The organism is Streptomyces sp. NPDC031445 (genome assembly GCF_055581365.1).
In genome coordinates this window covers 40204-64555 of sequence record NZ_JBVIJO010000010.1, presented here as the reverse complement: position 1 = coordinate 64555, position 24352 = coordinate 40204, and the positions used below count along the sequence as shown (strand labels likewise).

Here is a 24352-nt window from a genome sequence, read left to right as displayed (position 1 = left end):
CGCGGCCTTCACGGGCTCACACGTTGGGGCGGGACGCACGACGGACGAGAGTCATCTGACACACCCCCTCTCCGCATTGCCGTAGCACTTGACGCACCTGGCCTGGTCAGACGTTGGGGCGGGACGCACGACGCACGAGAGTCATCTGACACACCCCCTTCCTGCCGTGTCGGGTGACTACAGCATGCGCAGCCCGCATCCCGATCGGGTCCTGGCCGGGTCCCGCCCCTCCTCGCCGGGAATCCTGGCTGGTCAGCGGGGGTGCCGGGCAGTGATTCGGGTGCCCCGGCGACTCCCGGCCAGGGAACGCGACCCGGCCAACCGCCGGTCCACCAGCGCGAATACCGCCGTGCGGCGGACCGGTAACGGGCGAGGATCCGGGTCCGGCACTCTTGGCCGAACGGAAAGGATCGCTCACGACCGCGCCCTTCGGCTCGCTCGCGCCATCCCGGCGGCCGACGAGACGGACGCAGGCAAGCGATCGAGCGTGTGCCACTTCGGCCGCGGTGACCCGGCCGGCAAACCTCGGAGTGGAGGAGTCAGCGTGATACGCCATCATGGGCCCATCAGCGGAATCGCGGCCTTCGGCGGCTCTCTCGTGGCCACCGCCGGTTACGACAACCAGGTCGTCCTGTGGGACGCGAAACGACGCGAGCCCCTGGCCCGGGCAGTCCACGATCACCTGGCCAACCAGGTGACGTTCAGCCCTGACGGCACCCTGTTGCTGACCTCGTCGAGCGACTACACCGCCCGGCTCTGGTCGGTGCCGGACCTCAAGTTGCAGGCAGTGCTGAGCGACCAGAAGGACGACGTGGAGATGTCCGTCTTCCATCCCGCCCGCGAGCTGGTGGCCACCGCCTCCCGCGACCACGTCGTCCGTGTCTACGACTTCGGCGGCCGGCTGGTCACCCGGTTCGAGGGCCACACCGCCGACGTCATCTCCGTCGCCTGGCTCGGCGACTCGGCCGAGCTGCTCACCTCCAGCGACGACGGCACGGTCAAGCAGTGGTCGCTCGCGACCGGTGGCCAGGTCCGAGAGGTCGACCTCGGGGGCGTGGAGACCGACACCATCGCCATCACCCGCTCGGGCACCGTGTACGCGGGCAACGACGAGGGCGAGATCATCACCATCGCCGACGGCCACACGGGCACGACTCCCGCGCACCGGGCCGGTATCAAGCGGCTGGTCTACAACGCCCCCACCGAGTCCCTGGTCAGCCTCAGCTACGACCGTACCCTGCGGGTCTGGGACGCCTCGGACCCGGTGGCCGGGCCGCGGCCGGTCCACACCGCCGAGTTCCCGCCGGAGGTATGGGCCCGTTCGTGCGCCTTCCTGGACGACTCCACGCTCGTCTTCGGCACGTTCGGGTCCTCCTACGCCGTCTACCGGATCACGGACGGGGCATGGGACCTGGCCGGTGTGGAACCCACCGCCTGCGTCAACGCGGTGCTCACCGCTGCCGACGCCACCGAGTGGACGACCGGTGACGCCGGAGTGGTGTGGGTGGACGGACGGCAGCAGGCGTCCACCGGCAGTCTGTGCAATTTCCTGGTCGAGGTCGGCGACCGGATACTCACCGGCGGCCAGCTCGGCCAGATCTTCGACGCCCGGGACGGACGCGTCCTGCACCAGCACCGTTCACCGCTGAACTGCGCCGCCGCGTTCACACGCGACGGTGTGCCGCACGTCGTGGTCGGCGCCTACACCGGCGAGGGTCTGGTGTTCTCGGCCGGCGCGGGTCGCGACATCGAGCACGTCGCCACGCTGCCCCTGCACACGAACGCGGTGAAGGGCGTGGCCGTGTCCGGTGACACGCTGTTCGCGGTGTGCGCGGACGCGTCGGTGTCCTGGTTCTCCCTGCGGACCCTCACCGAGACGGGCCGGGCCGACGGCGCCCACACCAAGATCGTCAATGGCTGCGCCGGGCTGCCCGGCGGCAGGTTCGCCAGCGTGAGCAGGGATCTGACACTGCGCATCTGGGACGGCCCGACCAGCCACGCGGTGCCGACACCGCACGACCACTCCGTCAAGTGCGTGGCGGCCTCGCCCGACGGCCGGCTGGTGGCGACCGGCTCCTACTCCGGGTCGGTGGCCGTCTACGACACGGCCACCGGTAGCTGGCCCCTCGTGGCACGGCCCACGACCGCGGGCATCTCGAGCCTGCACTACGACGCGAGTCGTGCCAGGTTCCTCGCCTCGTCCTACGACGGCGGGGTCTACCCGGTGGAGCCGGCCGGCGAGCCGGCTGCCTGATGGCGGCGCCGAGCGACGGGACGAACAGGCGACCGGGCCGGGCCCGGGAAGACCGGGCGGAGGAAGGCGGGACGGGATGAGCACCGTGACGGCGGGGACCGACCCCGACCAACTGGACGACCGGGCCGCGGGCCTGCCGCCGTCCTTCACGACCGGATCGACCAGGACCGGCTGACCGCCGGGTGCACGCCGTGGAAGCGGCGCTGCGCGGCCTCGACACGGCCCGGCACCGCGCGGTGCCACGCGGACTCCTCGCTGGAGCCGTGCACCCGCCGCGCTCCGGCCCGCTCCCGTGCGCCCGGTTGGTACGGGAATCCGGCATTGCGCGAGTCGTCGTGGCCGCCCGGGACACAGCCGCGCGGGCCAGGCTTCGGCAGCCGGACGGGACCGACACGGGATACCGCCGGTATCGCGCACACGTGATACTGGTGCGGTCCCGACGAACAGCAGGAGGTAACGCCACATGCGGTGGTTCGTACGTACGGCAGTGGCAGCGGTCGCCGTGCTGGTGGTGGGCTGGGTGGGCTCCGGCGCCCCGTACGCGCACGTGTCTCACGGCTCTGTGCTGGCCACCGATGTCGGCCCGACACGTTGACGTCATTCCGGCCCGCGGTGGCACGCGGATTCCGTCGGGGGTGCGGCGCACAGCCGGCGCCCCCGCGGGGGCCGATGACGGTCCGGCTCCTTCTCACCCGGACGGGCGTTCAGCTCGCCGGTCGCGGCTGACCCAGCACGAGGGGTTCCGGGCTCATACCCATGGCCGTGCAGTGCTCGGCAGCGATCCGGTCGTGCCGCGCGGCGGCCTCCGGCAGCCCCAGGGCCCGTAGCGCCTCGCCCATGCCCTTGTGCGCCCGGGCGATCTCCATGCGTAGCTCGATCGCCGTCGCGTACTGAAGAGCCGACCGGTGGTGAGCCAGCGCGTGTTCGTACTCGCCACCGGCCAGACGTACACGGCCCAGCACGTTCTCGGCGGTGGCCAGCCTCGCCCTGGAGCCGTTGCCGCGCGCGGCCTCCACCGCGGCCGTGGCGTGGTCGCGCGCCACGTCCGGTTCACCGGTCCGTACGGCGACTTCCGCGAGGTTGGACAGGACCAGGGCCGTCAGGGCCGGGGTGCGCAGCGGCTCGCACAACCGCCGGGCGCGTCTCAGGCAGCGCATCGCCTCGTCGGCCTGCCCGACCCCCAAATGGGCCAGGGCCAGATTGCCGAGCGCGGTGACCTCGATGCCGGCATCTCCGACGGCCCGCGCGGACCGCTCCGCCCGCCGGCCGGCGTCCACCGCGTCTGCGTGGCGTCCCTGACTCTCGGCGGCGAAACAGAGGTTGGCGAGGGACTGGGCCTCCTCGCGGACCAGGCCCAGCTCGCGGTGCGCCGCGGCGGCACGGGTGAGGTAGTCGATCGCTTCGTCCAGGCGCCCCACGCTCGTGCTCAGCACGCCGAGCCGGCTCAGACAGGCCGCCTCGGCACGACGGTCGTCGAGCTGGACCGAGATCGCCAGGGCCTCCTCCGACGAGGCGATGCCCTCTTGGAACCCGTCACGCTGCCATTGCGCGACCGCGAGATTGATCAGGGAAACACAGAGCAGTTCCGGGTCGCCGTCCTGTCGGGCGGCATCCACCGCCAGCCGTGCGGTCGCCTCGAAGTCCGCAAGGTAGCTCTGCGCGTGCAGGTAGAAACATATGCTGCGAGCTATGCACGCGGCGTGACGGCTCAGCCCGTGTTGCAGAGCCAGGTGGACGACGGCCACCGCGTTGCGCCACTCCCGGGCGAACCACGCCAACGCCTCCTCGGGACCGGTGAATCGAGACGACACCGAGCCTTGGTCGGTGCCCGGCACGAACCCGTACCGGACACGACCGGGGTACAGCGCGTCGCAGGCCCGTTCCACATCGGCCAGGATGAACGCGACCAGGCGCCGCGCCGCCGCCGCCTGCCGCGCGGCGTCGGCCGGCAACGTCCGCGCGAAACTGCGCACCAAGTCGTGGAAGGAGTAACGCCCCCACTCGAACTGCTGGAGCAGATGTACGTCCAGCAGGTGCTCCAGCGCCCGCTCCGCACCATCCGGGTCGCTCTGCAGCAGCGCGGCCGCGGCCGGCACATTGAAATCCGTCCCCGGGTACACGCTCAACAGCAGGAAGTCGTCCCGGTATTCGGCCTTCATGGCTTCGTACGACATCCGCAGCGCCGTGGCGACGCTCCGGTCGCCGGATTCCAGCTCGCCGATGATGCGTAAGCCGTCGCCCAGGCGGTGAGCCAGATGCCGCAGGGACCAGTGGGGCCGCTTGCGCAAACGTGCCCCGCAGACGCGCAGGGCCAGCGGGAGCCGCCCGCACAGACGGATGAGGTCGGCGGCGGCTTCGGGTTCGGCGGCCACTCGCTCGGTGCCCACGATCCGGCGCATCAGCTCGGCGCTGTCGTCCTCCGACAGCAGGCCCAGCGAAAGCCCCTCAGCCCCTTCGAGCTCAGGCAGACGTACCCGGCTGGCGATCAGGACCACGCCTCCCGCGGACGCCGGCAGCAACGGACGCACCTGAGCCGCGTCGACCGCGTTGTCCAGCACCAGCAGCAGGCGGCGCCGGGCCGTGGTGACCCTCCACAGGCCGATACGGCTGAGGGTGTCCTCGGGTATCGCCTCACCGGGCACACCCACGGCCCGCAGGAGCACATTCAGCGCGGATCCGGCGGACAGCGGTTCCTCTCCCGGTGTGAAGCCGCGCAGGTCGAGGTAGAGCTGTCCGTCGGGGTGGTCCTTGGCCAGCCGGTGTGCCACGTGTACGACCAACGCCGTCTTGCCACTGCCGCCCATACCGTCGACGACGAGCATGTGGGGGCCGGGCGTCTCCTCCACGGACGCGGGCACGGCGGACGTGAGCACGGCCACCTCCTTCTGCCGTCCGGTGAAGTCCGCCAGGTCGCAGGGCAGTGTGCAGGGGACGGTCCCGGCCACGGTGGAGGGCGGCTGCGTCAGGACGGGGGCGGGCGGCGGCGGGCCGTTCAGCTCGGTGTCACCGCGCAGGATCGCGTCGCGGAGTTCCGACAGCCGGGGCCCGGGGTCGATGCCCAGTTCCTCTGCCAGCAGTGTCCGCAGCCGACCGTACTCGTCCAGCGCCTCCACTTGTCTGCCGGACCGGTACAGGGCGAGCATCAGATGGCGGCGCAGGCTTTCCCTGAAGGGATGCAGGTCCACCAGCTCGCGCAGCTCACCGACCAACTCGCCGGCCTCACCGGCTTCCAGCCGGAGTTCGTAGCTGCTCTCCACGGCCGACAGGTATCGCTCTTCCCAGGCCGTCGCCGTGGCCTCGACCAACGCTCCGCCGGCGCCGGCGAACATGGGTCCGCGCCACAGCGCCAACGCCGCCTTCAGGTGGATGACAGCGTTGTCAAGCAGTCCTTCCGAGTGGGCCTCCTGTGCGCGGCGTACCCTAGTGTCGAACAAGCGCAGGTCGAGTTGGCAGTCGTCGACCAGGGCCCGGTAGCCGGGCGGTTCGGTCACGATCAACGCGCGTCCCGACGGCAGGCGGCGTCGCAGCTCTCCGACAGCCTTGCGGATCTGGTGCACCGCCGTCGGCGGGGGCTCCTCGTCCCACACTGCTTCCACCAGCCTCACCACCGGAACCACACGGCCGGCCTCCAGCAGGAGCATCGTCAGCACACGTTCGTTGATCGGTCCCCCGATCCGTAAACGCCGTTCGCCCTCCCATACTTCCAGAGGGCCCAGGAGGTTGAAATGCACGTGTCGCGGTCCTCCCTGGGTCGCGTCGACTTGCGGCAGCCCAGTCAATGTATGTTCACCTGGTTTGCTTCTCAAACCCAACATCTGCATCGTCGCCCTCACATGCCACCGCGACGGGGAGGTGGCGGCACCGCGAAGCCACGGTGTGGCGCGGGCGGCGCCGCCCCGGGTTTCCGTACGACGCGGGGTCGCCGCCCGTGCGCGAGCTGGTGCCGTGCTTGAACGGTGTTGCGGGGGGCCGAGACGTCACAAATGGGTGACACGTACACGCCATCGACGCACCAGGAATCACAACCGGCGCTAACGTCTGCGCTACTGACACGTCCTGGGGGGACACATGACCAACCCGTACGGCACGTCCCAGCAGCCGCCCGCCCGGATTGCCCCGAAGTGGGCACGCAAGCGGTACGTACTGCCCACGATCGGCCTGGCCTTCTTCCTCGGCATCGGCGCAGGCGCCGGCGACCAGAACAGCGGCAGCGACGCCAAGCCGGCGGCCGACAAGGTGCGGCCGACCGCCACGGCCACGGTCACCGCGACTGCCACAGCCACGGAAACTTCGACGCCGGAACCCGCGCCGACAGTGACCGAGACCAAGACGGTCAAGGTGAAGGTGACGGTCACCGCGCACGCGGCCGCGGCGGGCTCCGGGAGCAGCGGCAGTTCGTCGGGCGGTTCTTCCGGAGGCGGCAGCTCCAGCTCCTCGGGTGGCTCCGTAGGGGCCGGGAACGGCGCCACCGCTCTCTGCAATGACGGGACGTACTCCTACGCCGCACACCACCAGGGCGCCTGCTCGCACCATGGAGGCGTAGCCGTCTTCTACAGGTAATGCGGCGCTTGAGGGCGAGTGCGGCAGAACGCGCTGTCGGCCAGACGCCGACGCACAGCCCCTGACCCGCAACCCGAGCCACAGTGACGGCCCCCGGCAAGGGCACCCCCGAGTTCCGGCGGCACATCGCAGGCGATCCCGGTATGCGGTACGAACAGGGGCCACCGCAGCTTGGCCGCATTGGCGGCTTGGCGTGCAACTCGCCGCGACACCTGGCGACTTGAGCAAGGCAAGGCCGGATCGTGGCCGTTCCTTTAGGGTGTGGCTGAGATCATGAGGGCCGCGCATAGCTCCTGAGCCGAACCGTCCGGGACCGGCAGGTCGGGCCTGCGACCAGCGGCTTGCTCCCACCACGTCATCGCCTCACGAGCGGTGGGTCGACGACCCGCGCATCCGGCCCCGGTGCCGTCATCCGCACCGCTGATCCTTCCCTGGAGCTCATATGCGAAGACCTCGCCCCGCGTCTGGTGTGTCCGTGGCCGTTCTCGTCGTCGCGGGGGTGGTGAGCGGCTGGGGAACCAGTGATGCGGCGGCTGAGCCGAGCCCGGCCGGGACGCTGTACGTGAATCACGACGGGGCGTGCAGCGACACGGCGACGGGCTCGGCGGGCATGCCCTTTTGCACGGTGCAGGCAGCGGCGGACGCGGTGGCACCGGGGCAGACGGTTCGTCTCGAGTCGCCGGACGGCCTTCCCTACGTCGAGTCCGTGACCCTGACCCGGTCCGGCACCAAGGACGCTCCCATCACGTTCACCGGGGCCGCCCTCGTCCCCGGCGTCTCACCGGCGGTGCTCACGCCGAAGGGATCGGCACCGGCGCTGACGCTCGAAGCGGTGCACGACGTGCGTATCCAGTCGCTGGGAATCGGCTACGCGAGCGCGGACGCGGTAGCGGTGACGGGCTCCACGAGCGTCACCCTCGACCGGTTGTCGTTCCGTCGTCCGGTGCCGTCGGCCGGCGGCACCGGTACCGCGGTCAGCGTGGACGGCGCCTCCTCGGACGTGACCGTGTCGCGCAACCGGGTCCCGCACGGGTACGCCTACGGCGTGCAGGCGCAGTCGGGAGCCTCGCGGGTCACCGTGACCACCAACGTGGTGACCGATCCGCGGCGGGGCGGGATCGTGCTGACGGGGACGTCCGGCGCCGCCGTGACGAGCAACACGGTCATCGCTCCGTGCGCCACCGGGATCTCGCTGGAAGGCGCGAGCCGGGGGACCGTGGAGAACAACGTGGTCGCCTCTGTCGCAGCGAGGCAGACCGACAGTTGCCCCGCGCCCGCGGCTCCGCTCTACTCCGTGTCCGCGGCATCCGCTGACCAGGTCACCGGCGACTACAACGTGGCGGCGAACGGTGTCGGTACCTCCGCCCGGCCGCGGCCCGAGTACGCGTGGGCCGGCACCCCCTACACCACCGCCGTGTCGCTGCACGACGCGACCGGTCAGGGCGCGCACGACATCGACGGGCTCAACGTGTCCACCGCAGCGGCGCCGCCCGAGCACTCCGCGCTCATCGACTCCGCCGACGCCGACGCTCCGGGTGAGCTCACCGCCGACGTCGACGGCTCCCCGCGGGTCGACGACCCCCTCGTCGACGACACCGGCGCCGGCAGCGGCCCGACGGCCCGCCCCGACCGGGGCGCCTTCGAACGGCAGGACTCCATCACCGTCCCCGGCGACGACATGCCGTCGCCGTCACGGGGCGTCGCGCCGTTCGTCACCTCGGTGAGGACCGACGACGCCACCACTTCGTGGGGGAAGTCGATCGCGACGTACTCGGTCGACTTCGGGGACGGCGGCGCTCCGGTCACCCAGGCACCGGGCGGCCCGATCACGCACGCCTACACCACTCCGGGCGTGTATGCCCCGGCCGTCACGGTGACCGACGCCGGCGGGTCGAGCCGCACCGTCCGGTTCGCCGCCGTCGACGCGGGTACGGCCACACCACCGGCCGCCTCGCTTTCCGGCGCCCTGGTCACCACTGCCGACGGGCAGGTGGACGCCGGGGACGCGTTGTTCACCGTCGCGCAACCGGCGGACGCGTGGGAAGTCGCCTCCCGGGTCCTGACGTTCGGTGACGGTGACCATGAGAGCCTGGCCGACGGACCCCAGAAGATCGAGCACCAGTATCCGGCGGCGGGCTCGTACACCGCCACGCTGACCCAGACCGACCTGCTCGGCCGCACCACCACCGCCAAGGTGACCGTGCACGCCGCGGACGCCTTCCTGCCCATCACCGCGCAGTACGACGCCGAGAGGACGATCCCCGCCCACGGCGTACTGAAGCTCTCCGCGGCCACCGTGCACGCCGACTCCGAGGGCGTCGACGCAGCGCGCCTGCAAGTCGTCACCAGCGGAGCCAAGGCGAAGGGCACCCTCACCCTCTACACCCACGGCACCACCAGGCCGGGCACCTCCACCGTCGGCTTCGAGCCCGGCCGGACGGTCTCCAACGAGGCGACGGTGAAGGTGACTCCCACCGGTGCGATCGACCTCTACAACGGCAGCTCCGGCCCGGTGACCGTCAATGTCGCCACGCTCGGCCTCCAGTCGCACGCGCAGTTCGGCCGCACCTACCACCCGGCCACGCCGATCCGTCTGCTCGACACCCGCGGCGCCGCCGGCGGCCACACCGGGGCGGTCGCCGGCGGCCACTCGGTCACCCTGACCGTCTCGGGCGCCCACGGCGTCCCGGCCGACGCGAACGCCGTGGTGCTCAACGTGGTGGCGACCGCCACCAAGGGCTCCGGCAGCCTCACCGCCTCCCCCGCCGGCTCCATCAACTCCGGTGTGAGCGGCCCGTACTGGACCACGGGGCAGACCGCCGGCGCCCAGATGGTCGTCCCCATGGTTCCGCTGATCAACGGCAAGGTCGTACTCCGCAACAACAGCAAGTCCTCGGCGCACCTCGTCGCGGACGTGGTCGGCTGGTACGGCCCCACCGCGAGCGGGACGACGTTCCAGCCGGTCAGTCCGGTCCGGATCCTGAACACCCGTACGGGAACCGGCGGGAGGACCGCGAAGCTCGGCGCGCACGCCACGCTCAGGCTCAAGGTCACCGGCGCCCACGGGGTACCGGCGAGCGCGGTGCGCGCGGTCGACCTCAATCTCACGGTGCCCTCGCCGACCGGCAGCGGCTACCTCGTCGCCTACGCCGACGGCACCACCCGACCCGACGTGCATTCGGCCGACTACACCAGCGGACACCCCGCGGCCGGCGCCGCGCTGGTCAAGGTGGGCGCGAACAGCGAGATCGACCTCTACAACGCCGGCTCCACCGCCGTCGACGTCGACATCGACCTCCTCGGTGACTACGGCCTCAACACCGTGGGCTGACCGCACGGCAAGCCGTCGAGTCCGGCCTCGGACGCCCCGGAGTTCTCCGGGGCATCCGAGATGCTCTTCCGCAGCGACTGGCCTTTCACGCCCACCTTCGCCAACGGTCTCGACACCGGCGTCGACGCCACGACGCTGGAAGCCGTCAACCACCTCGACGCCGGACTGCTGTTCCCCTGGCTCGCGCCCGGCACGCGCCCGCCGTCCCCCCACGGCGCCCACTTCGGCACGCCTGCGGCAGGCCGCCCACATCCGCAGTCGGCAGTGGGCGCCCTTCCACGAACCGAAGTGTTCGAGCAGATCCATCCACGGCGTCCCCGGTGCGGTCTTGAACGCGATCGCGTCGAGCACCTGCCGCTGATCCCGCCACCGCCCGCCCCGCTCGACCAGCGATCGCATTCCTCCTGGCACTCCTTGCTCTCATCCATTCGAGTTGCACACTCACGAACAGTTATGTACCGTTACTTTCAGTAATGTACCCACCCGGACATTCACGAGCCAAGCGACTGCAGAACCGTCCCGAATGCTCATACGCGCAGCAATCACGGGCGCGCCGCACCACTTTCCTCACGGACGAGCGATTCGATGCCGTGAGAGTGCCGCGGATGCCCCTTTCAGCGATTGAGACCACCCCGAGGAGACATCATGCCCGAGGCTCTCCGTGCGCCCTCTCGCAGGAAGTTCCTCTCCACTTCAGCCGCCTTGGCCGCGTCAGCGACAGGTGTCGTCGGCCTGCGGTCCTGGGACCTGTCCGGAAAACCGGCCGCGGCGAGCGAGCGGCAAGCCATCCGGCCGTTCCGGGTGGACATCCCGGAGCGAGAACTCACCGAGCTGCGGCGCCGCATCGCGGCGACACGGTGGCCCGACCGGGAAACGGTCCGCGATCAGTCCCAGGGCGTCCAACTGGCCACCGTCAAGGAACTCGCCGGCTATTGGGAAACCACCTACAACTGGCGAAAGGTCGAGGAGAAACTCAACTCGCTGCCGCAGTACAAGACGGAGATCGACGGGCTGGACATACACTTCATCCACGTTCGCTCCCGTCACCCGGACGCGCTCCCGATGATCCTGACCCATGGCTGGCCCGGATCCGTCCTGGAGTTCCTGAAGGTCATCGGCCCGCTCAGCAACCCCACCGCCCACGGCGGCCGCGCCGAGGACGCCTTCCATCTCGTCATACCGTCCATGCCCGGCTACGGCTTCTCGGAACGGCCGACGACCACCGGGTGGAATCCCGACCGCATCGCCCGGGCCTGGGCCGTGCTGATGGAGCGCCTGGGCTACAAGCACTACGTGTCCCAGGGCGGCGACTGGGGTGCCGTCATCTCGGACAAGATGGCGGTCCAGCGGCCGGCAGGACTGCTCGGGATCCACGTCAACTTCCCCGCGACCGTCCCGCCGGACATCGCCAGGAAACTGGCGTGCGGCGACCCGGTACCCGCCGGCCTGAGCCCGGACGAGAAGGCGGCGTACGACAAGCTGGCCACCTTCTACAAAACCGGATCAGGCTACTCGGCCATGATGGTCACCCGCCCGCAGACCGAGGGATACGGGCTGGCGGATTCCCCCGTCGGCCTGGCCGCCTGGATGTACGACAAGTTCGCCGCCTGGACGTACAGCGGCGGCCATCCGGAGCGCGTGCTCACCAAGGACGAGATGCTCGACGACATCACGCTCTACTGGGTGACGAACACCGCGACTTCTTCCTCGCGGCTCTACTGGGAGAACAACGCCAACAACTTCAACGCCGTTTCGGTATCGGTCCCCGCCGCCATCACTGTGTTCCCCGGCGAGATCTACCAGGCACCGAGAAGCTGGGCGTCGCGCGCGTACCACAATCTCTTCTACTACAACCGGGTCCGCAACGGCGGCCACTTCGCGGCGTGGGAAGTCCCGGACATCTTCACGAAGGAACTCCGCGCGGCCTTCGGCACGCTGCGCCGCGCGCATGGCGCGGGGAAGTAGACCGCGCGGGGGGCCGCGGCAGGGGGAGCCGCCGGCGGTACAGCCCAGCAGGGCAGCCTCCACGGTGGTGGCGCACCATGCTCGGCCGTCACTGTCAGTGCCTGGCTCTAGGCTCCCGCCATGTCATGGATGGCGGGGTTGAGCTCCGAGTACGAACCGCAAGACGAGTTCTGCACCTGGTGTGAGGAATGGGTCATCCGACTCGTCAATGACCGGCTGTGCGCGAAGTGCTGTCGCATGCAGCGGGGGATCAAGAAGTATGGGCTCTCGATCGCCCGGTACAACGCCATCTGGCGCGCCCAGGGCTTCGCATGCGGCCTCTGCGGGGACAACGAGGAGCCGTGCGATGGGGGTATCCCTCATGCCGCGCCTCGGGCGTGGCACATCGATCACGACCACGCCTGCTGCCCCCAGGGGCGGTCCTGTGGCCGCTGCGTACGCGGGATCCTCTGCCGACGCTGCAATGTCAACGAGCTGCCGCGGCACGAGCGCGTCCTTCGCCGAGGTGCCGGCCTGCGGAACCCCCTGATCGACGCCTACCTCAGCAACCCCCCGGCGAAGTCCGAGGAGGCGAAAGTGATCCGGGGACGCGACGACACCTACCTGCCGACCTCGTGGGCCTTCATCCACGACGAGCAAGCGGCCGAACAGGCCGCTCGCCGTGGCGTGCATACCGCGGGCGCAGCGGTCTTCTGAAGCTCCGAAACGTGGCGCAGACACGTACGCCTCCCGCTCCGCGGCCGACCAAACGCAGACCGGACTGCCCCGCCGGTGAACACCGCCCCGCCGGGCCGGCAGGGGCGGACACGCCGGCTCGGCGTGAGAGCGGCGAGGGCTCTGCAGTGCGTGTGTCGGCGTTGTGCGCCTGCCGGCCTGCGTAGGCGCGCAGGGTGACGTCGGGATGCGACCGCTGGGGGTTGCAGGATCAGGTACGTGCGTGTCGCGCGCGGCTGCTCCACCGGCCGTGTTCGGACGCCCGGCCGGACGGTCGCAAGCGGCCTGATCACCGCCATACGGTGAGGGTTACGCCAGCTCCAGTACCGCCACGACGTTCGCGACGGCTGCCCCACCGGCGCCGGAAGGTCGGGAACCGCCTCACCCGCGATGGATCGTGGATGCTGTGCCTTGAGGAGCGAAGGCTAGGCTCGTGGCTGAGCACGGTTACCGACTAGGGGGTTCCAGGGTATGAGCGGGCGAGTGACGGCGGTCAGCAGCAACGGGGAGTACTCGTTCACCAAGCCGAACCGGGACAGCGTCAGACTGCTCACTGGTCTCGGTGTGGAGGGGGACGTTCACGCCGGTGTGACGGTCAAGCACCGCTCACGCGTCGCGCAGGATCCCACCCAGCCGAACCTGCGCCAGGTCCACCTCATTCATGAAGAACTCTTCGCCGAGGTCGGCGAAGAAGGCTTCAAGGTGGCGCCCGGCGAACTCGGCGAGAACATCACCACGAGCGGCATCGATCTGCTCGGTCTGCCGGTCGGCACATTGCTGCGCATCGGCGACTCCGCCGTCCTGGAAGTCACCGGCCTCCGCAATCCCTGCCTGCAGATCGACAACTTCCGGGACGGGCTGCTGAAGCAGGTCGTCGGCCGCGACGAGGCGGGGAACATCGTGCGCAAAGCCGGAATCATGAGCATCGTGAGGGAAGGCGGCGTAGTGCGCCCTGGCGACATGATCGAAGTGGAGCTTCCCAGCGGTCCGCATCGACCCCTGAAGCGGGTCTGACCAGTTTCCCGGGCGGGCCGAGACGTGAAGGCGGCCGCGCGTGTTCTTGAGGTGTGAAGTCCCGGGGCCCGGTGACCGCCGGCGTCCGCGGCTTCGTCGCGATGCGCAGCCACCTGAGGCTGTCGAGGTCGAGGGCGCGCAGGTTGGCGGCGTGCTCTTCGGCCGGCCGGGAGCCGCGGGCGCCTCCGGCGGGGAACCGCTCCGATACCGCTTCCCAGGGCGAACTCGCCCACAGGCGCCGCGCTTTCGCTGTCCCGGGGCTCGCGGGCCACTTGGCAGTACGGCTCGACAGGCCCGGCACCCGCGCTGGTGCCGGCCGCGACACACCGCTACGCGGCAGACATGGCCCGCAGGGAACGTAAACGGTCACTCCGTGCGTCCCGGCGCGCGCTGTCAGGGCTGGGGCCGGAGGTCGATGACGACCTTGCCGCGGACGTGTCGGGCCGCCTGGAGCTCGACAGCCGCGCGGATGTCCTCGACGGGGTAGGTCGCCGCGAGGGGTACCCGCAGGCGGTCCGCCGCGACGAGGCGCGCGATGTTCTCGAGAGCGTCGGGCGTGGCGTTGGCGCCGTTGGCGGCGGGAACGCCGTCGACCTGGCCGGCGATGGTGCAGATCCGGTCGTCCGGGACTCCCAGTTCGCGCGCGACGTGCACCGTGTCCGTTCCATGCAGGTCCAGGGCGGCGGTAACGGTGCCTGCACCGAGATCGCGGACTCTGCCGGCCAGGCCCTCGCCGTACGCGACCGGTTCGGCGCCGAGGCTTCGCAGGTACTCCGCTGACGACGGCGAGCCGGTCCCGATGACGCGTGCGCCCGCAATCCGTGCCAGCTGGACCGCGAACACGCCGACTCCGCCGCCCGCGCCGCCGACCAGCACCGTGTCGCCTGGACCGAGGTCAAGTACGTCGAGGGCGGCGGACGCGGTGCTGCCCGCGATCGCGAGCGTGGCGGCGGTGCGGTCGTCGACCCCGTCCGGGGTGTGGTGGGCGATGCCGCCGGCGATGTTCCCGTCCGCGTCGAGGACGACGTGGTCGGCGACCGCCCGGGACAGTGCCGCCCCGTAAACGCGGTCACCGAACGCGAAGCCGCTCACGCCGGAACCGACCTGGTCCACGACTCCGGCGTAGTCGGTGCCGAACCCGCAGGGCAGGCTCAGGCCGAACCGTGCCGCGGTCCCTGCGTCGGCGGTCATGATCCAGTCCATCGGGTTCAGCCCGGCTGCTGACACGCGGACGCGAATCTGCCCGTCGCCCGCCTTGGGTCGAGGCACATCCTTGACGGCCAGGACCTCCGGGCCGCCGAACGAGTCGAGCACGACAGCCCTGCTCGGGCCGTCTCGAAGCGCGTCGCCGTGTTGCTGCACGTCTTACTCATTTCCTCGTGTTCGTGGAGCCGCCTTAAACGGACTATGCTCCGTTTATGGAATCCAACATAACCGGAGCGTGATCCGTTTGACGAGTTCCAAGCCGCGGGGAACACGGGCCGACGCCGTCCGCAACCGCGAACAGCTGCTTGAAGTCGCGACACGCGTGCTCGCCTCGCCCGACGCCGAGACGTCCCTGCGCGCCATCGCCCGCGAGGCCGGTGTCGGTATCGGGACGCTCTACCGCCACTTCCCGACGCGCGAGTCCCTCGTGGAGGCCGTCTACCGCGACCAAGTCGGCCGCCTCACGAACGGCGCCCGGGACTTGCTCGCCAAGGAGGCCCCGGCCGTCGCGATGCGACGATGGATGGACCTGTTCGGCAACTGGATCGCGACGAAGAACGGCATGCTCGACACCCTGCCGACCCTGATCGAGTCCGGCGCGGTCGGCCACGCCCAGACCCGGGACGAGCTCCTGAACGCGATAGCGACGATCCTCGACGCGGGCCGCGCAGCCGGAGACCTCCGGCCCGACGTCACCGCCGAAGAGGTCGCGGCCGGCCTGATCGGAATCCTCACGGTCGCGCACCAGTCCGGCCACGCGGTCACAGCCGATCGTCTCCTGGACATCCTCCTGGACGGCCTTCGACCTCAGAGGCACCCGTGAGGACCAGCAGGACTGGCAGGTCGCGGCTCGCCGAGGACGGTGAGAGGTGGGCGGGTGGCGGCTCGCGAGCGGCTGCGCGTTGGTACGGAGACCCTATGAGGTCGGGAGGCCGTTCCTCGGTCGATGGGCTGCTGACGCAGGCGGTGGTGGCGGTGGCGGCGTCGGGAGCCGTCGTGGAGGTTCCCACCGCCCTGGGCCGCGCTCGCAGATCACTGTCCGACGGTCCACTGTGGAGGTTGTGGACTCCTGGAAGCGACGTCCTGCTGGGCTCGGGCGGATATGGCGGCCACGTCACACGGGTCTGCTGATACCGCTCGTGCTCGTTGTCCTGATCACGGTCGCGGACACTGTGACCCCTGCCGAAATCGTCCTCGGCCCCCTGCTCGTGATCGCGCCCGCGCTCACCGCTTGGTTCGAGGGCCCCTGGACGACGGGCGGCGTCGGAGTCCTGGCCGTGGCGGCCCAGACGTTCATCGGCTGGCGGTCCGGGTTGCTGGCCTCACGGGGCGTGATGGTGCAGATCATCGCTCTGTCCGTGCTCGTCACCCTGATCGTGGTCATGTGTGTGGTGCGGGATCGGCGCAGCCGCCAGCTGGCGCAGGTGCGCTCGGTCGCCGAGGCCGCCCAGCGCGTCTTGCTGTGGCCCTTGCCGAACCATCTGGGCAGCCTGCGGCTCGCCAGTCTCTATCTGGCCGCCGAGGACGAGGCCGAGATCGGCGGTGACCTGTACGCGACCGCGCACACCGAGGGCGCGGTCCGCCTGATGATCGGTGACGTGCGGGGCAAGGGCCTGCCCGCGATCGGGGAGGCCGCCCTTGTTCTCGGCGCCTTCCGGGAGGCCGCTCACCAGCACGCCGGCCTGCCGGAGCTGGCCGGCGCACTAGAGAGGAGCGTCGCTCGATACCTCGCCGACTTCGAGCCGCTGGACGAAGCCGGGGAGCGTTTCGTCACGGCCCTGCTGCTGGAGATTCCGGATGACGACCACGTCGTACGATTGACCAGTTGCGGCCATCTGGCGCCGCTCCGGCTCGCTGCGGACGGCTCCGTGACCACCCCGGACCTGCATCCCGCACCCCCACTCGGCATCGGCCTGACGGACACCGAAGATCACCCGGTGGATGTGGTGCCGTTCGCCCCCGAGGACACGCTGCTGCTCTACACGGACGGTGTCATCGAAGCGCGGGATCGCAGCGGCGCCTTCTACCCGGTCACGGACCGCGTCGCACGGTGGGCCGGCAGCGACCCCGAAGCGCTGCTCCAGCACCTCAGGCGTGACCTCATCGCCCATACCGGCGGACGCCTCGGCGACGACATCGCCCTCATCGCCGTCCGCCGCGCCACCAACCCGTGCTCACGGCACCACCTCGGACAGGCTTTCCCGTCCGGGCTCCGCCACGGTTCCGAGTCCCCCCGGCCACCGAGCTGAGTAGTCCGGGCGCGGACCGAACGCGGGAAAGCAACGGCCGGGCAAAAAGGACGCGGATGTATGTTCCCCCTGACCTGGCCTCTATCATTCAACGTCCCCAGCGAGGTTACTTCCGGTGACGTACGAAGATGCCGTGCCGGGTGATCCGATGCAGCCTGTGTAAGGGCTCCGCTCCGCTCCGTGAGGTGACGGAGCCCATGCCTCGTCAGAGGCGTTCGTCCGTCTCACCAACGGGAGAACCCATGAGCACCAAGTTCCGCGGCCGCAGTGCGCGCGCTCTGGCGGTCTGCGCCCTTTCCTCCGCGCTGGTCACCGGCGGCTCGGTCGCAGTGTCCGCCGCGCCCACTCCGACCCCGACGCCGAGCATGACCCACCGCGCCGCGTCGGTCACCGTGCACGCGAGCCCGACCACCGTCAAGGCAGGTCAGAAGGTCCGGTTCACCGGACGCACCACTGGCATCCCGGTCGGTGCCTCGGTCAGGCTGCAGCACGAGACGAACGGAAAGTGGACCACGCTCAAGGCAAGCACCGTGGTCAAGAAGGGCAACTCCTACGCCGTGACGACCAGGCCCACCGCCAAGGGCACGCAGCACTACCGCGTCACGGTCGGCAAGACCCACTCCTCGACGGTCACCGTGACCGTGCGGTAAGGCCACGCGCCGAACAGGGCGGGGCCGTGCCCTCCACCGTCGGGGGGCACGGCCCCGTTCCGGGCCGCTGCCCGGTTTCGGACCGATCAGTGCTGGGGGTGCGGACGTGCGTGGAACAGGCTGCGCCGCTGGGCGGTCGTACCGCCGGCGAGGTGACCGATCTCGACGCGTGTCCTGATCGCGCGGACCACCTCGGTCAGGCCGACGACGATGGCCATGACGCCCACCACCAGGGCGAGTGTCGCGATCGAGGCGAAGGGCATGACGATCATGACGATGCCGGCCATCGTGCCGATGATGCCGAAGGCCACGTGCCAGCCGCGGGCCGGCATGGTCTGATCGGAGGCCGCGGCGACCGTCTCCAAGGTGCCCCGCAGCAGCCAGCCGAAGCCGATCCACAGGGCGAGCAGGAAGACCGACTCCAGGGGGCCCCGGAAGCAGACCAGGCCGAGCAGAATGGAGGCCGCGCCGGTGATGAAGTGCAGTACGCGAAGGTGCCGGGGGACGTGGGCGCCGAAGGCACCGGCGAGTTGGAAGACACCGGTGGCCAGCAGATAGACGCCGAAGAGCACGCCGACGACGCGGAGCGTCTCACCGGGCCAGACCAGGGCGATGACGCCCAGGGCGATGGTGGCGAGGCCCAGGGTGAGCAGGATCTGCCAGCCCATGTTCGCCAGGGCGGTCATGCCTTCGGCCAGGGTGCCCTCCTGTGGTTCGGTCCCGCGTGGGGGGACATGACCGGAAGGATCCGAAGGAGGTGTCATGGCACCTGCCTCCTTCTGTGAGCAGGTGGTCACTTCATTACATGTCCATCGTGACCTGCTCGACTTCGTGTCGCTCGGTGGGAGGGGGCGGGGTAAGTGGACGCCGGCATCTGCGAATGGGGGGCGATGACGGTGAGGTAGCCCCAGCGCGCCGCGGCGACCGAGCGTTCGTGCGGTGGGCCGGAGAAGCCGAGGGCATGCCCCGGCGCCGCAAGGGGTGGGGCTGTGGGCGTACCCGCTCAGCCGGTGTGGGCGGCCACGGCACCGAGTGGCAACTCCCTTCAGCCCCCGCGCAGCCACCACGCCAGCAGACTCACGGCGCCCGAACCGGCGGCCCCGGCGGCGCCGATGGCCGCCTGACGGACGAGACGTCGCCAGAAGGCGGCGCGGACGGCCCGGGGCCGCCCGGCCTCGTCGGTGATCCTCATGCTTCTTCCTCTCGCTCACACCAGGTCCCGGTCCATCGTGGCCTCGGCGAGCCAGCCGTGGAGCGTTGCGCGTGTTGCCTCCCGAAGTGGCAGCAGGCAAGCGGGTGTTGCCACCCTGGACGGCAACGGTGCCGACCCACTGCGGGGTTGGAAAGCCAGCGATACTGCCGGGATGTACGAAGAACACGTACGCGCCCCCGGCGAGCCGACCGTGACCGCCCCGCCGGTCACGCTGGCCGCTCTGAAGAACAGCCTGCCCCCGGAGAGGCGGGCGCTGGCGGAGGATCTCCGCCGGGTCTTCCTGCTCCTCGGAGTCAGCGTGCGGCGCTATGCGGCCCGCCGGTTCCTCCACCCGGGTTCGGTGAGCCGCTACCTCAGCGGTGAGCGGGTCCCGCCGTGGGACTTCGTCGCCGGGGTCATCACGGACGTCCAGGACAGGCAGGTCCCCCTCACCCCCGAGGCGGAGGCGGCGCTGCGGGACCTGCACCGGGCGGCGCTCAGGAGCAACCAGCACGGCAGCGAGGTGCAGGGCCTCCAGGACCAGCTGGCCGAGGCGGACGAGGAGACCCGTCGTATCACCACGCGGCAGCGTGCCCTGGAGGAGGCGCTGCTGGACCGGGAGGGCCGCCTGGCCCGGGTACGGAGCCGGTGCCGGAAGCTGGAGACACAGCTGGAAGCCCGCCGGGGTGAGGTGGAGCTGTGGCGGGGGGAGTACGCCCGGCTCCAGGAGGAGAGCGGTGACCTCCAGGAGCAGGTCGTCTACCTTCAGGAGGCGCTGGCGGTCACCCGTGCCGAACTGATCGCCGCCGAGGACCTCTGCCACCGGTTGGAGGCCCGGCTCGAGACCCTTCAGGAGGTGTCCGAGTCCGGCCGGGAGGGCGATGAAGCTCTCTCGATCATGGTGATGCTGGAGGAGGCCGACCGCAGGTCCTCGGTGCCGGAGCTGGTGCGCGCCGTGGGCGATCTGGAGCTGCGCACCCGTAAGGCCATGGCGAGCGAGCTGGTGCGGTCGGCCAGTCAGTCCCGCACCGTCGAGGAGGTGGCCGGACTTCTGTGCGCGCTGCGGCAGGCGGGGTTCGACGCGCATGCGCGGACCGCGCTGCCCGCCATGGTGATAGTGCGCTCGGTCGACGACACCAGCGCCCTGGCCAGGGAACTGTTCCGGGAGGGCCTGGAGGATTACGTGGTGACCCTCCTCCAGGCGTCGGTCAAGTTCCACCAGCCCGAGGACCTGGCCGACTTCGCCCTGGCGCTGCACCGGGCCGGCCTGCCGGGACACGCCGAGAGCCTCCTGGGAGCGGCGGCCGCGGTCCGCCCGGTCCCCGACCTGGTGGCGGTGACCCTCACCCTGGCCGGCGGGGAACTCGACGACGCGGTGGTCGTCGCCATGTCCGCCGCCGCCCAGCGCACCGTTCCCGATCTGGTGACACTGAGCATCACGCTGCGCGACAGGAACCTGGTCCGGCAGGCCGATGCCTTGCAGCGGGCGGCTGCGGCCAGACGGTCCGCGGCGGACATCGCGGAGTTCATACGGTCCCTGACCGACCACGGCCTCGGGCCGGACGCCGAGGCCGTCTTCGCCGAGACCCAAGCCCGCAGCGTCGGTCATCTGATTCCGCTCGTCCAGGTGCTCCGGGACGGCCGCGACTGGTCGGTGCTGTCCCGGGCCGCGCGGTGCCGTCCCGTCGACGACGTCGCCATCCTGATCAGCGAGCTCTACCTGGCAGGACGTGACCAGTTCGCAGCGGACCTGCTGGTCCTGGTCGCGCGGACGAGAACGGCGGGCCAGATCGCCCAGCTTCTGCACGACCTGGACGGCACGACCGTGGGCGCGGGACCGCTGCTGCGGACCGCGGCTCGCGTCCTGGCACCGGCGGATGCCGCGGCGCTGCTCACCCTGCTGGAGCACCACGGCCTGGCCGAGCCCGCCGAGACCGTCTTCCAGTGCATGCTGCACGGTGAACTCATCGGCCAGGCGGGCCAGTTCCTCGTGGCCCTCGCCAGGGCGGGATCGCGGTACGCCGGCCAGGACCACCTGTGCCGGCTCGCCGACGACATGGATCTCGTCCCGCTGACGTCCCTGCTGCTGGCCCTTGAAGCCGCGGGGTTCACCGGCCCCCTCGACGCGGTCATCCGCACCAGGTACGCCGGCTGCCCGGTCCTCGACGTCGCCCTGCTGGCCAAGCAGCTCTCGGCGGGCGGCAGCGACCGCGGGGAACGGGTGCTGGAACGTGTCCTGGACCGCGTGCTCCTCCTGCGCTCGCTCGCCGATCAGGCGGCCCTGGTCGGCGCCCTGCAGTCCGCGGATCTCCGCTTGGTCGCGGAACGGCTCACCGTCAAGGCCCTGCGGACGCACGGGCGGCGCTTCAGAGACGAGCTGACCCGGGAACGGACCAAACACGAGCAGAAGGTCCTGTCCCGTTCCTTCTGGCTCCCCGACCGTCCCCGCCCCCACCCCCACCGCAGAGGCAAGCGCGGGTAGATGTGCCTGCGGCCGGCCCGGGACGCCACCAAGCCAGAAGCGGCCCGGCGTCGGGCGCCGGCCGATGTCGCCGCGGGACGGTGGGCGACTCGCGATGGTGTCGCTGGTGGGTCCGCGGCCGAGGTGGTGACGACCGGCTTCGTACGCGGGAAGGCGCCTGAGTGTCCGGGGTGGCGACCGGACGGCACACCCGCAGGACAACTGCCGCCACGGCGCCGCCCCCAGCCGGGACCTGGCTTCCAGAGCGCCGCCGTACCCGGTGCCGCGCACCCCACGCACCCGCCCACCCCGCCGGCGCCTACAACCGGCCGGAACCGAACGCTTTCCTGTCATGTTTCGGACACGATCCGACGCCGTTCGCCGTCACCGACGGCACCGACGCACGCCCGGCCGGGTGACGCGGGGAGAGCGGAGCGACAGGGGAGGCTCCCGCACCGGCGCGCCGGTCACCTCCTCCCGCCTGCGGGAACGGCACTCGGCCCAGCGGCCCCCGGCCGGCCGGACCGGAGCGCCGCACGCCACCCGCAGCACACCGCGAAACATCACCGCAACGTTTCACCAAGATCTTCCATCCGTCTCCGGTGGCAGGATATCGGCGACCATTGCGGACGCCCCTGACCACCGCATTGACGTGGCCTGGACCCGCATTTAGTCTTGCCCCTCGTGCGGCCGGCAGGTAGCTGAAGGAATACGGTCTTATCGCGTCCGGAGGGGCGGTCAGTATGCCCGCAATCTCGTCGCCGACATCACCTACTCTGGTTCATATACTCCGGGACAGAGCATTAGAAAATCCCGACGCCACGGCGTACGTATTCCTCGTCGACGGCGAGGACGACGAACGGCGGATCAGCTACCGGGAGCTGTACGCGGCGGCCGCCGACGTGGCCGACGCTCTCGGCGCGCGGCACGGGCGCGGCGAACGGGCGCTCCTCCTCTTCGCCCCGGGCCTCGACTACATCACCGCGTTCTTCGGGTGCCTGCTCGCGGGCGTCGTGGCCGTACCGGCCTACCCGCCCCAGGACGCCCGCGGTCTCGGCCGGCTGGACGCCATCATCGCCGACGCGGGCGCGAGCATCGCCCTGACCACGAAGGACCTGCTGCCGATCGCCCGGTCGGCGCTGGACGCCCCGCTGGAGTGGCTCGCGACCGACGCCCTGGCGGGCGGCGCGCCCCAGGCGGGCGGCCCGCTCGGCGCCCGGCCGGTCGCCACGGCCCCCGAGGACCTCGCCTTCCTCCAGTACACCTCCGGTTCGACGCGGCTTCCGCGCGGCGTCATGCTGTCGCACGCGAACCTCATCCACAATCTGGAAGCCATCTACCGGGCTTTTGCCGGGTCCGGTCACGACGTCATGGTGAGCTGGCTCCCCCCGTATCACGACATGGGTCTTATCGGCGCCATCCTGGAACCACTTCACGGCGGATTCCCGGGCATTCTCATGGCGCCTCTGCATTTCCTCCAGAAACCCTATCGATGGCTGAAAGCGATCTCCGTGCACCGGGGCACGATCAGCCCGTCCCCGAATTTCGGATACGAACTGTGCCTGCGGAAGATCGACGACGAACAACGGGCGTCGCTCGACCTCTCGTCCTGGCGCGCCGCCGTGAACGGTGCGGAACCCGTGCGCGTGGACACGACCGAGCGGTTCACGGAGCGGTTCGCCCCGGTCGGTTTCGACGCCGGCGCCTTCCGTCCCAGTTACGGCCTGGCGGAGGCCACCCTGCTGGTGACCGCCGACCCGGTCGGCGAGAGCGTGCGCCGCTTCCCGGTCGAGGGCGTGTCCCGGATCGCGTGCGGGACCGCACGGGGCGACCAGTCCGTCGTCGTGGTGGACACCGCCACCCTGGCGCCGGCCGGGGCGGGACGGGTCGGCGAGATCTGGGTGTCGGGACCGAGCGTTTCGGCGGGTTACTGGGGCCGTCCCACCGAGAGCGCGGCCCTGTTCGGCGCCACGCTCCCGGACGGCCGGGGCCCGTACCTGCGCACCGGGGACCTCGGGGCCCTGGACGAGGAGGGCGCGCTCGCCGTCACCGGCCGGCTGAAGGACCTGCTCATCCTGCGGGGCCGCAACGTGTACCCGCACGACGTGGAGGGCGCCGCCGAGCAGGGCCACCCCGCCCTGCGGCCCGGATGCGCCGCGGCGTTCACGGTTCCCGTCGACGGGGAGGAGCGGCTGGTCCTGGTGGCGGAAGTCGTGGACGGCGCGGACGCGGAAGCCGTCGCGCTCGCCGTCCGCCGGGCGGTGCGCGAGGAGTGCGAGGCCGACCTCCACGAACTCGTGCTCATCCCGCCCCGCACCATCCCCAAGACCTCCAGCGGCAAGATCCAGCGCCGCGCGACGCGCGAGGCGTACCTGTCCGGGGACCTGTCGCCGGTCGGCGGCTGGCGGCCCGAGGGCACGGCGGCGTCCGCCGAGCGGACCGCCGTCCCCGCGCGCACCCCGCTGGAGGCGCTGATCGCGGACATCTGGGCGGAGCTGCTCGGACGGGACGAGGTCGGGGTGCACGACGACTTCTTCGCCTCGGGGGCGCAGTCCCTCCTCCTGTCCCAGCTCGCCGTCCGCATCGAGGCGGAGCTGCCGGTACGGGTCACGACGGGCGACCTCTTCCAGGCCTCGACCGTCGCGAAGCTGGCCGCCCTGCTGGAGAGCAGACCGCTCACCGTGGACGACGAGCAGGCCGCCGGTCTGATCGCCCGGAGCGACAACGGCTGAACAGCGCGAGCACCGACCTCTTGG

Annotated in this window: 16 protein-coding genes; 12 read left to right on the top strand and 4 right to left on the bottom strand. The window is 70.8% G+C overall.

The window, feature by feature from the left end; translation table 11 throughout:
- The first annotated feature begins 544 nt into the window (after positions 1-544).
- On the top strand, positions 545-2254 hold the full coding sequence (locus tag ACZ5DC_RS25145; RefSeq protein WP_468656217.1) for a WD40 repeat domain-containing protein: 1710 nt from the start codon (positions 545-547) through the stop codon (positions 2252-2254).
- Between the two features lie 463 nt (positions 2255-2717).
- Positions 2718-2849, top strand: a complete 132-nt coding sequence (locus tag ACZ5DC_RS25140) for a hypothetical protein (protein WP_468656215.1) — start codon at positions 2718-2720, stop codon at positions 2847-2849.
- A 109-nt stretch (positions 2850-2958) separates the two neighbouring features.
- Here ACZ5DC_RS25140 and ACZ5DC_RS25135 read toward each other — a convergent pair whose 3' ends face one another.
- Positions 2959-5985, bottom strand: coding sequence for an AfsR/SARP family transcriptional regulator (locus ACZ5DC_RS25135; protein WP_468656213.1), 3027 nt, complete (start codon positions 5983-5985; stop codon positions 2959-2961).
- Between the two features lie 337 nt (positions 5986-6322).
- Between ACZ5DC_RS25135 and ACZ5DC_RS25130 the strand changes: the two genes are divergently transcribed.
- The 5 genes from ACZ5DC_RS25130 (at position 6323) to ACZ5DC_RS25110 (ending at position 13838) form a co-directional block, all read left to right on the top strand.
- The gene (locus ACZ5DC_RS25130; protein ID WP_468656211.1) at positions 6323-6814 is read left to right on the top strand and encodes a DUF3761 domain-containing protein; all 492 of its coding nucleotides are present in this window, start codon (positions 6323-6325) and stop codon (positions 6812-6814) included.
- A gap of 706 nt (positions 6815-7520) precedes the next feature.
- The gene (locus ACZ5DC_RS25125; RefSeq protein ID WP_468656209.1) at positions 7521-10145 is read left to right on the top strand and encodes a PKD domain-containing protein; all 2625 of its coding nucleotides are present in this window, start codon (positions 7521-7523) and stop codon (positions 10143-10145) included.
- 645 nt (positions 10146-10790) lie between these two features.
- A complete protein-coding gene (locus tag ACZ5DC_RS25120) occupies positions 10791-12110 on the top strand; it encodes an epoxide hydrolase family protein (protein ID WP_468656207.1) in 1320 nt (439 codons plus the stop codon).
- A 120-nt stretch (positions 12111-12230) separates the two neighbouring features.
- Positions 12231-12806 carry an endonuclease domain-containing protein gene (locus ACZ5DC_RS25115; RefSeq protein ID WP_468656205.1) on the top strand — a complete coding sequence of 192 codons (576 nt, stop codon included), beginning with the start codon at positions 12231-12233 and terminating at the stop codon, positions 12804-12806.
- Positions 12807-13295: 489 nt separating this feature from the next.
- On the top strand, positions 13296-13838 hold the full coding sequence (locus ACZ5DC_RS25110) for an MOSC domain-containing protein (RefSeq protein ID WP_468656203.1): 543 nt from the start codon (positions 13296-13298) through the stop codon (positions 13836-13838).
- Positions 13839-14231: 393 nt separating this feature from the next.
- Here ACZ5DC_RS25110 and ACZ5DC_RS25105 read toward each other — a convergent pair whose 3' ends face one another.
- Complete coding sequence (locus tag ACZ5DC_RS25105; RefSeq protein ID WP_468656201.1) at positions 14232-15200, bottom strand: NADP-dependent oxidoreductase; 969 nt, start codon at positions 15198-15200, stop codon at positions 14232-14234.
- A gap of 88 nt (positions 15201-15288) precedes the next feature.
- On the opposite strand from ACZ5DC_RS25105, the gene ACZ5DC_RS25100 reads away from it, so the two are divergent.
- The 3 genes from ACZ5DC_RS25100 (at position 15289) to ACZ5DC_RS25090 (ending at position 17943) form a co-directional block, all read left to right on the top strand.
- Entirely contained in the window at positions 15289-15867 is a 579-nt protein-coding gene (locus ACZ5DC_RS25100; RefSeq protein WP_468656199.1) for a TetR/AcrR family transcriptional regulator, read from the top strand.
- A 238-nt stretch (positions 15868-16105) separates the two neighbouring features.
- The gene (locus ACZ5DC_RS25095) at positions 16106-17293 is read left to right on the top strand and encodes a PP2C family protein-serine/threonine phosphatase (protein WP_468656197.1); all 1188 of its coding nucleotides are present in this window, start codon (positions 16106-16108) and stop codon (positions 17291-17293) included.
- Between the two features lie 242 nt (positions 17294-17535).
- Positions 17536-17943, top strand: a complete 408-nt coding sequence (locus tag ACZ5DC_RS25090) for a hypothetical protein (RefSeq protein ID WP_468656195.1) — start codon at positions 17536-17538, stop codon at positions 17941-17943.
- Positions 17944-18029: 86 nt separating this feature from the next.
- On the opposite strand, the gene ACZ5DC_RS25085 is transcribed toward ACZ5DC_RS25090, so the two are convergent.
- Both ACZ5DC_RS25085 and ACZ5DC_RS25080 read right to left on the bottom strand, forming a co-directional pair.
- Positions 18030-18707: an HdeD family acid-resistance protein gene (locus ACZ5DC_RS25085; RefSeq protein WP_468656193.1), complete on the bottom strand. Its 678-nt coding sequence runs from the start codon at positions 18705-18707 to the stop codon at positions 18030-18032.
- Between the two features lie 281 nt (positions 18708-18988).
- Entirely contained in the window at positions 18989-19135 is a 147-nt protein-coding gene (locus tag ACZ5DC_RS25080; protein ID WP_468656191.1) for a hypothetical protein, read from the bottom strand.
- A gap of 172 nt (positions 19136-19307) precedes the next feature.
- Here ACZ5DC_RS25080 and ACZ5DC_RS25075 point away from each other — a divergent pair, with 172 nt between their 5' ends.
- Together ACZ5DC_RS25075 and ACZ5DC_RS25070 are read left to right on the top strand one after the other, a co-directional pair.
- Positions 19308-21617: an ATP/GTP-binding protein gene (locus ACZ5DC_RS25075; protein ID WP_468656189.1), complete on the top strand. Its 2310-nt coding sequence runs from the start codon at positions 19308-19310 to the stop codon at positions 21615-21617.
- A gap of 722 nt (positions 21618-22339) precedes the next feature.
- Positions 22340-24328 (top strand): AMP-binding protein, encoded by a 1989-nt coding sequence (locus ACZ5DC_RS25070; RefSeq protein WP_468656187.1) that lies wholly within the window; start codon positions 22340-22342, stop codon positions 24326-24328.
- Positions 24329-24352: the final 24 nt, after the last annotated feature.

Excerpts from the sequence above, each read along its gene's own strand:
- ACZ5DC_RS25075 (WP_468656189.1), top strand. The coding sequence starts at position 19,308 with ATGTACGAAGAACACGTACGCGCCCCCGGCGAGCCGACCGTGACCGCC.
- ACZ5DC_RS25110 (WP_468656203.1), top strand. The coding sequence starts at position 13,296 with ATGAGCGGGCGAGTGACGGCGGTCAGCAGCAACGGGGAGTACTCGTTC.
- ACZ5DC_RS25085 (WP_468656193.1), bottom strand. The coding sequence starts at position 18,707 with ATGACACCTCCTTCGGATCCTTCCGGTCATGTCCCCCCACGCGGGACC.
- ACZ5DC_RS25070 (WP_468656187.1), top strand. The coding sequence starts at position 22,340 with ATGCCCGCAATCTCGTCGCCGACATCACCTACTCTGGTTCATATACTC.
- ACZ5DC_RS25080 (WP_468656191.1), bottom strand. The coding sequence starts at position 19,135 with ATGAGGATCACCGACGAGGCCGGGCGGCCCCGGGCCGTCCGCGCCGCC.
- ACZ5DC_RS25130 (WP_468656211.1), top strand. The coding sequence starts at position 6,323 with ATGACCAACCCGTACGGCACGTCCCAGCAGCCGCCCGCCCGGATTGCC.
- ACZ5DC_RS25120 (WP_468656207.1), top strand. The coding sequence starts at position 10,791 with ATGCCCGAGGCTCTCCGTGCGCCCTCTCGCAGGAAGTTCCTCTCCACT.
- ACZ5DC_RS25090 (WP_468656195.1), top strand. The coding sequence starts at position 17,536 with ATGAGCACCAAGTTCCGCGGCCGCAGTGCGCGCGCTCTGGCGGTCTGC.
- ACZ5DC_RS25140 (WP_468656215.1), top strand. The coding sequence starts at position 2,718 with ATGCGGTGGTTCGTACGTACGGCAGTGGCAGCGGTCGCCGTGCTGGTG.
- ACZ5DC_RS25115 (WP_468656205.1), top strand. The coding sequence starts at position 12,231 with ATGTCATGGATGGCGGGGTTGAGCTCCGAGTACGAACCGCAAGACGAG.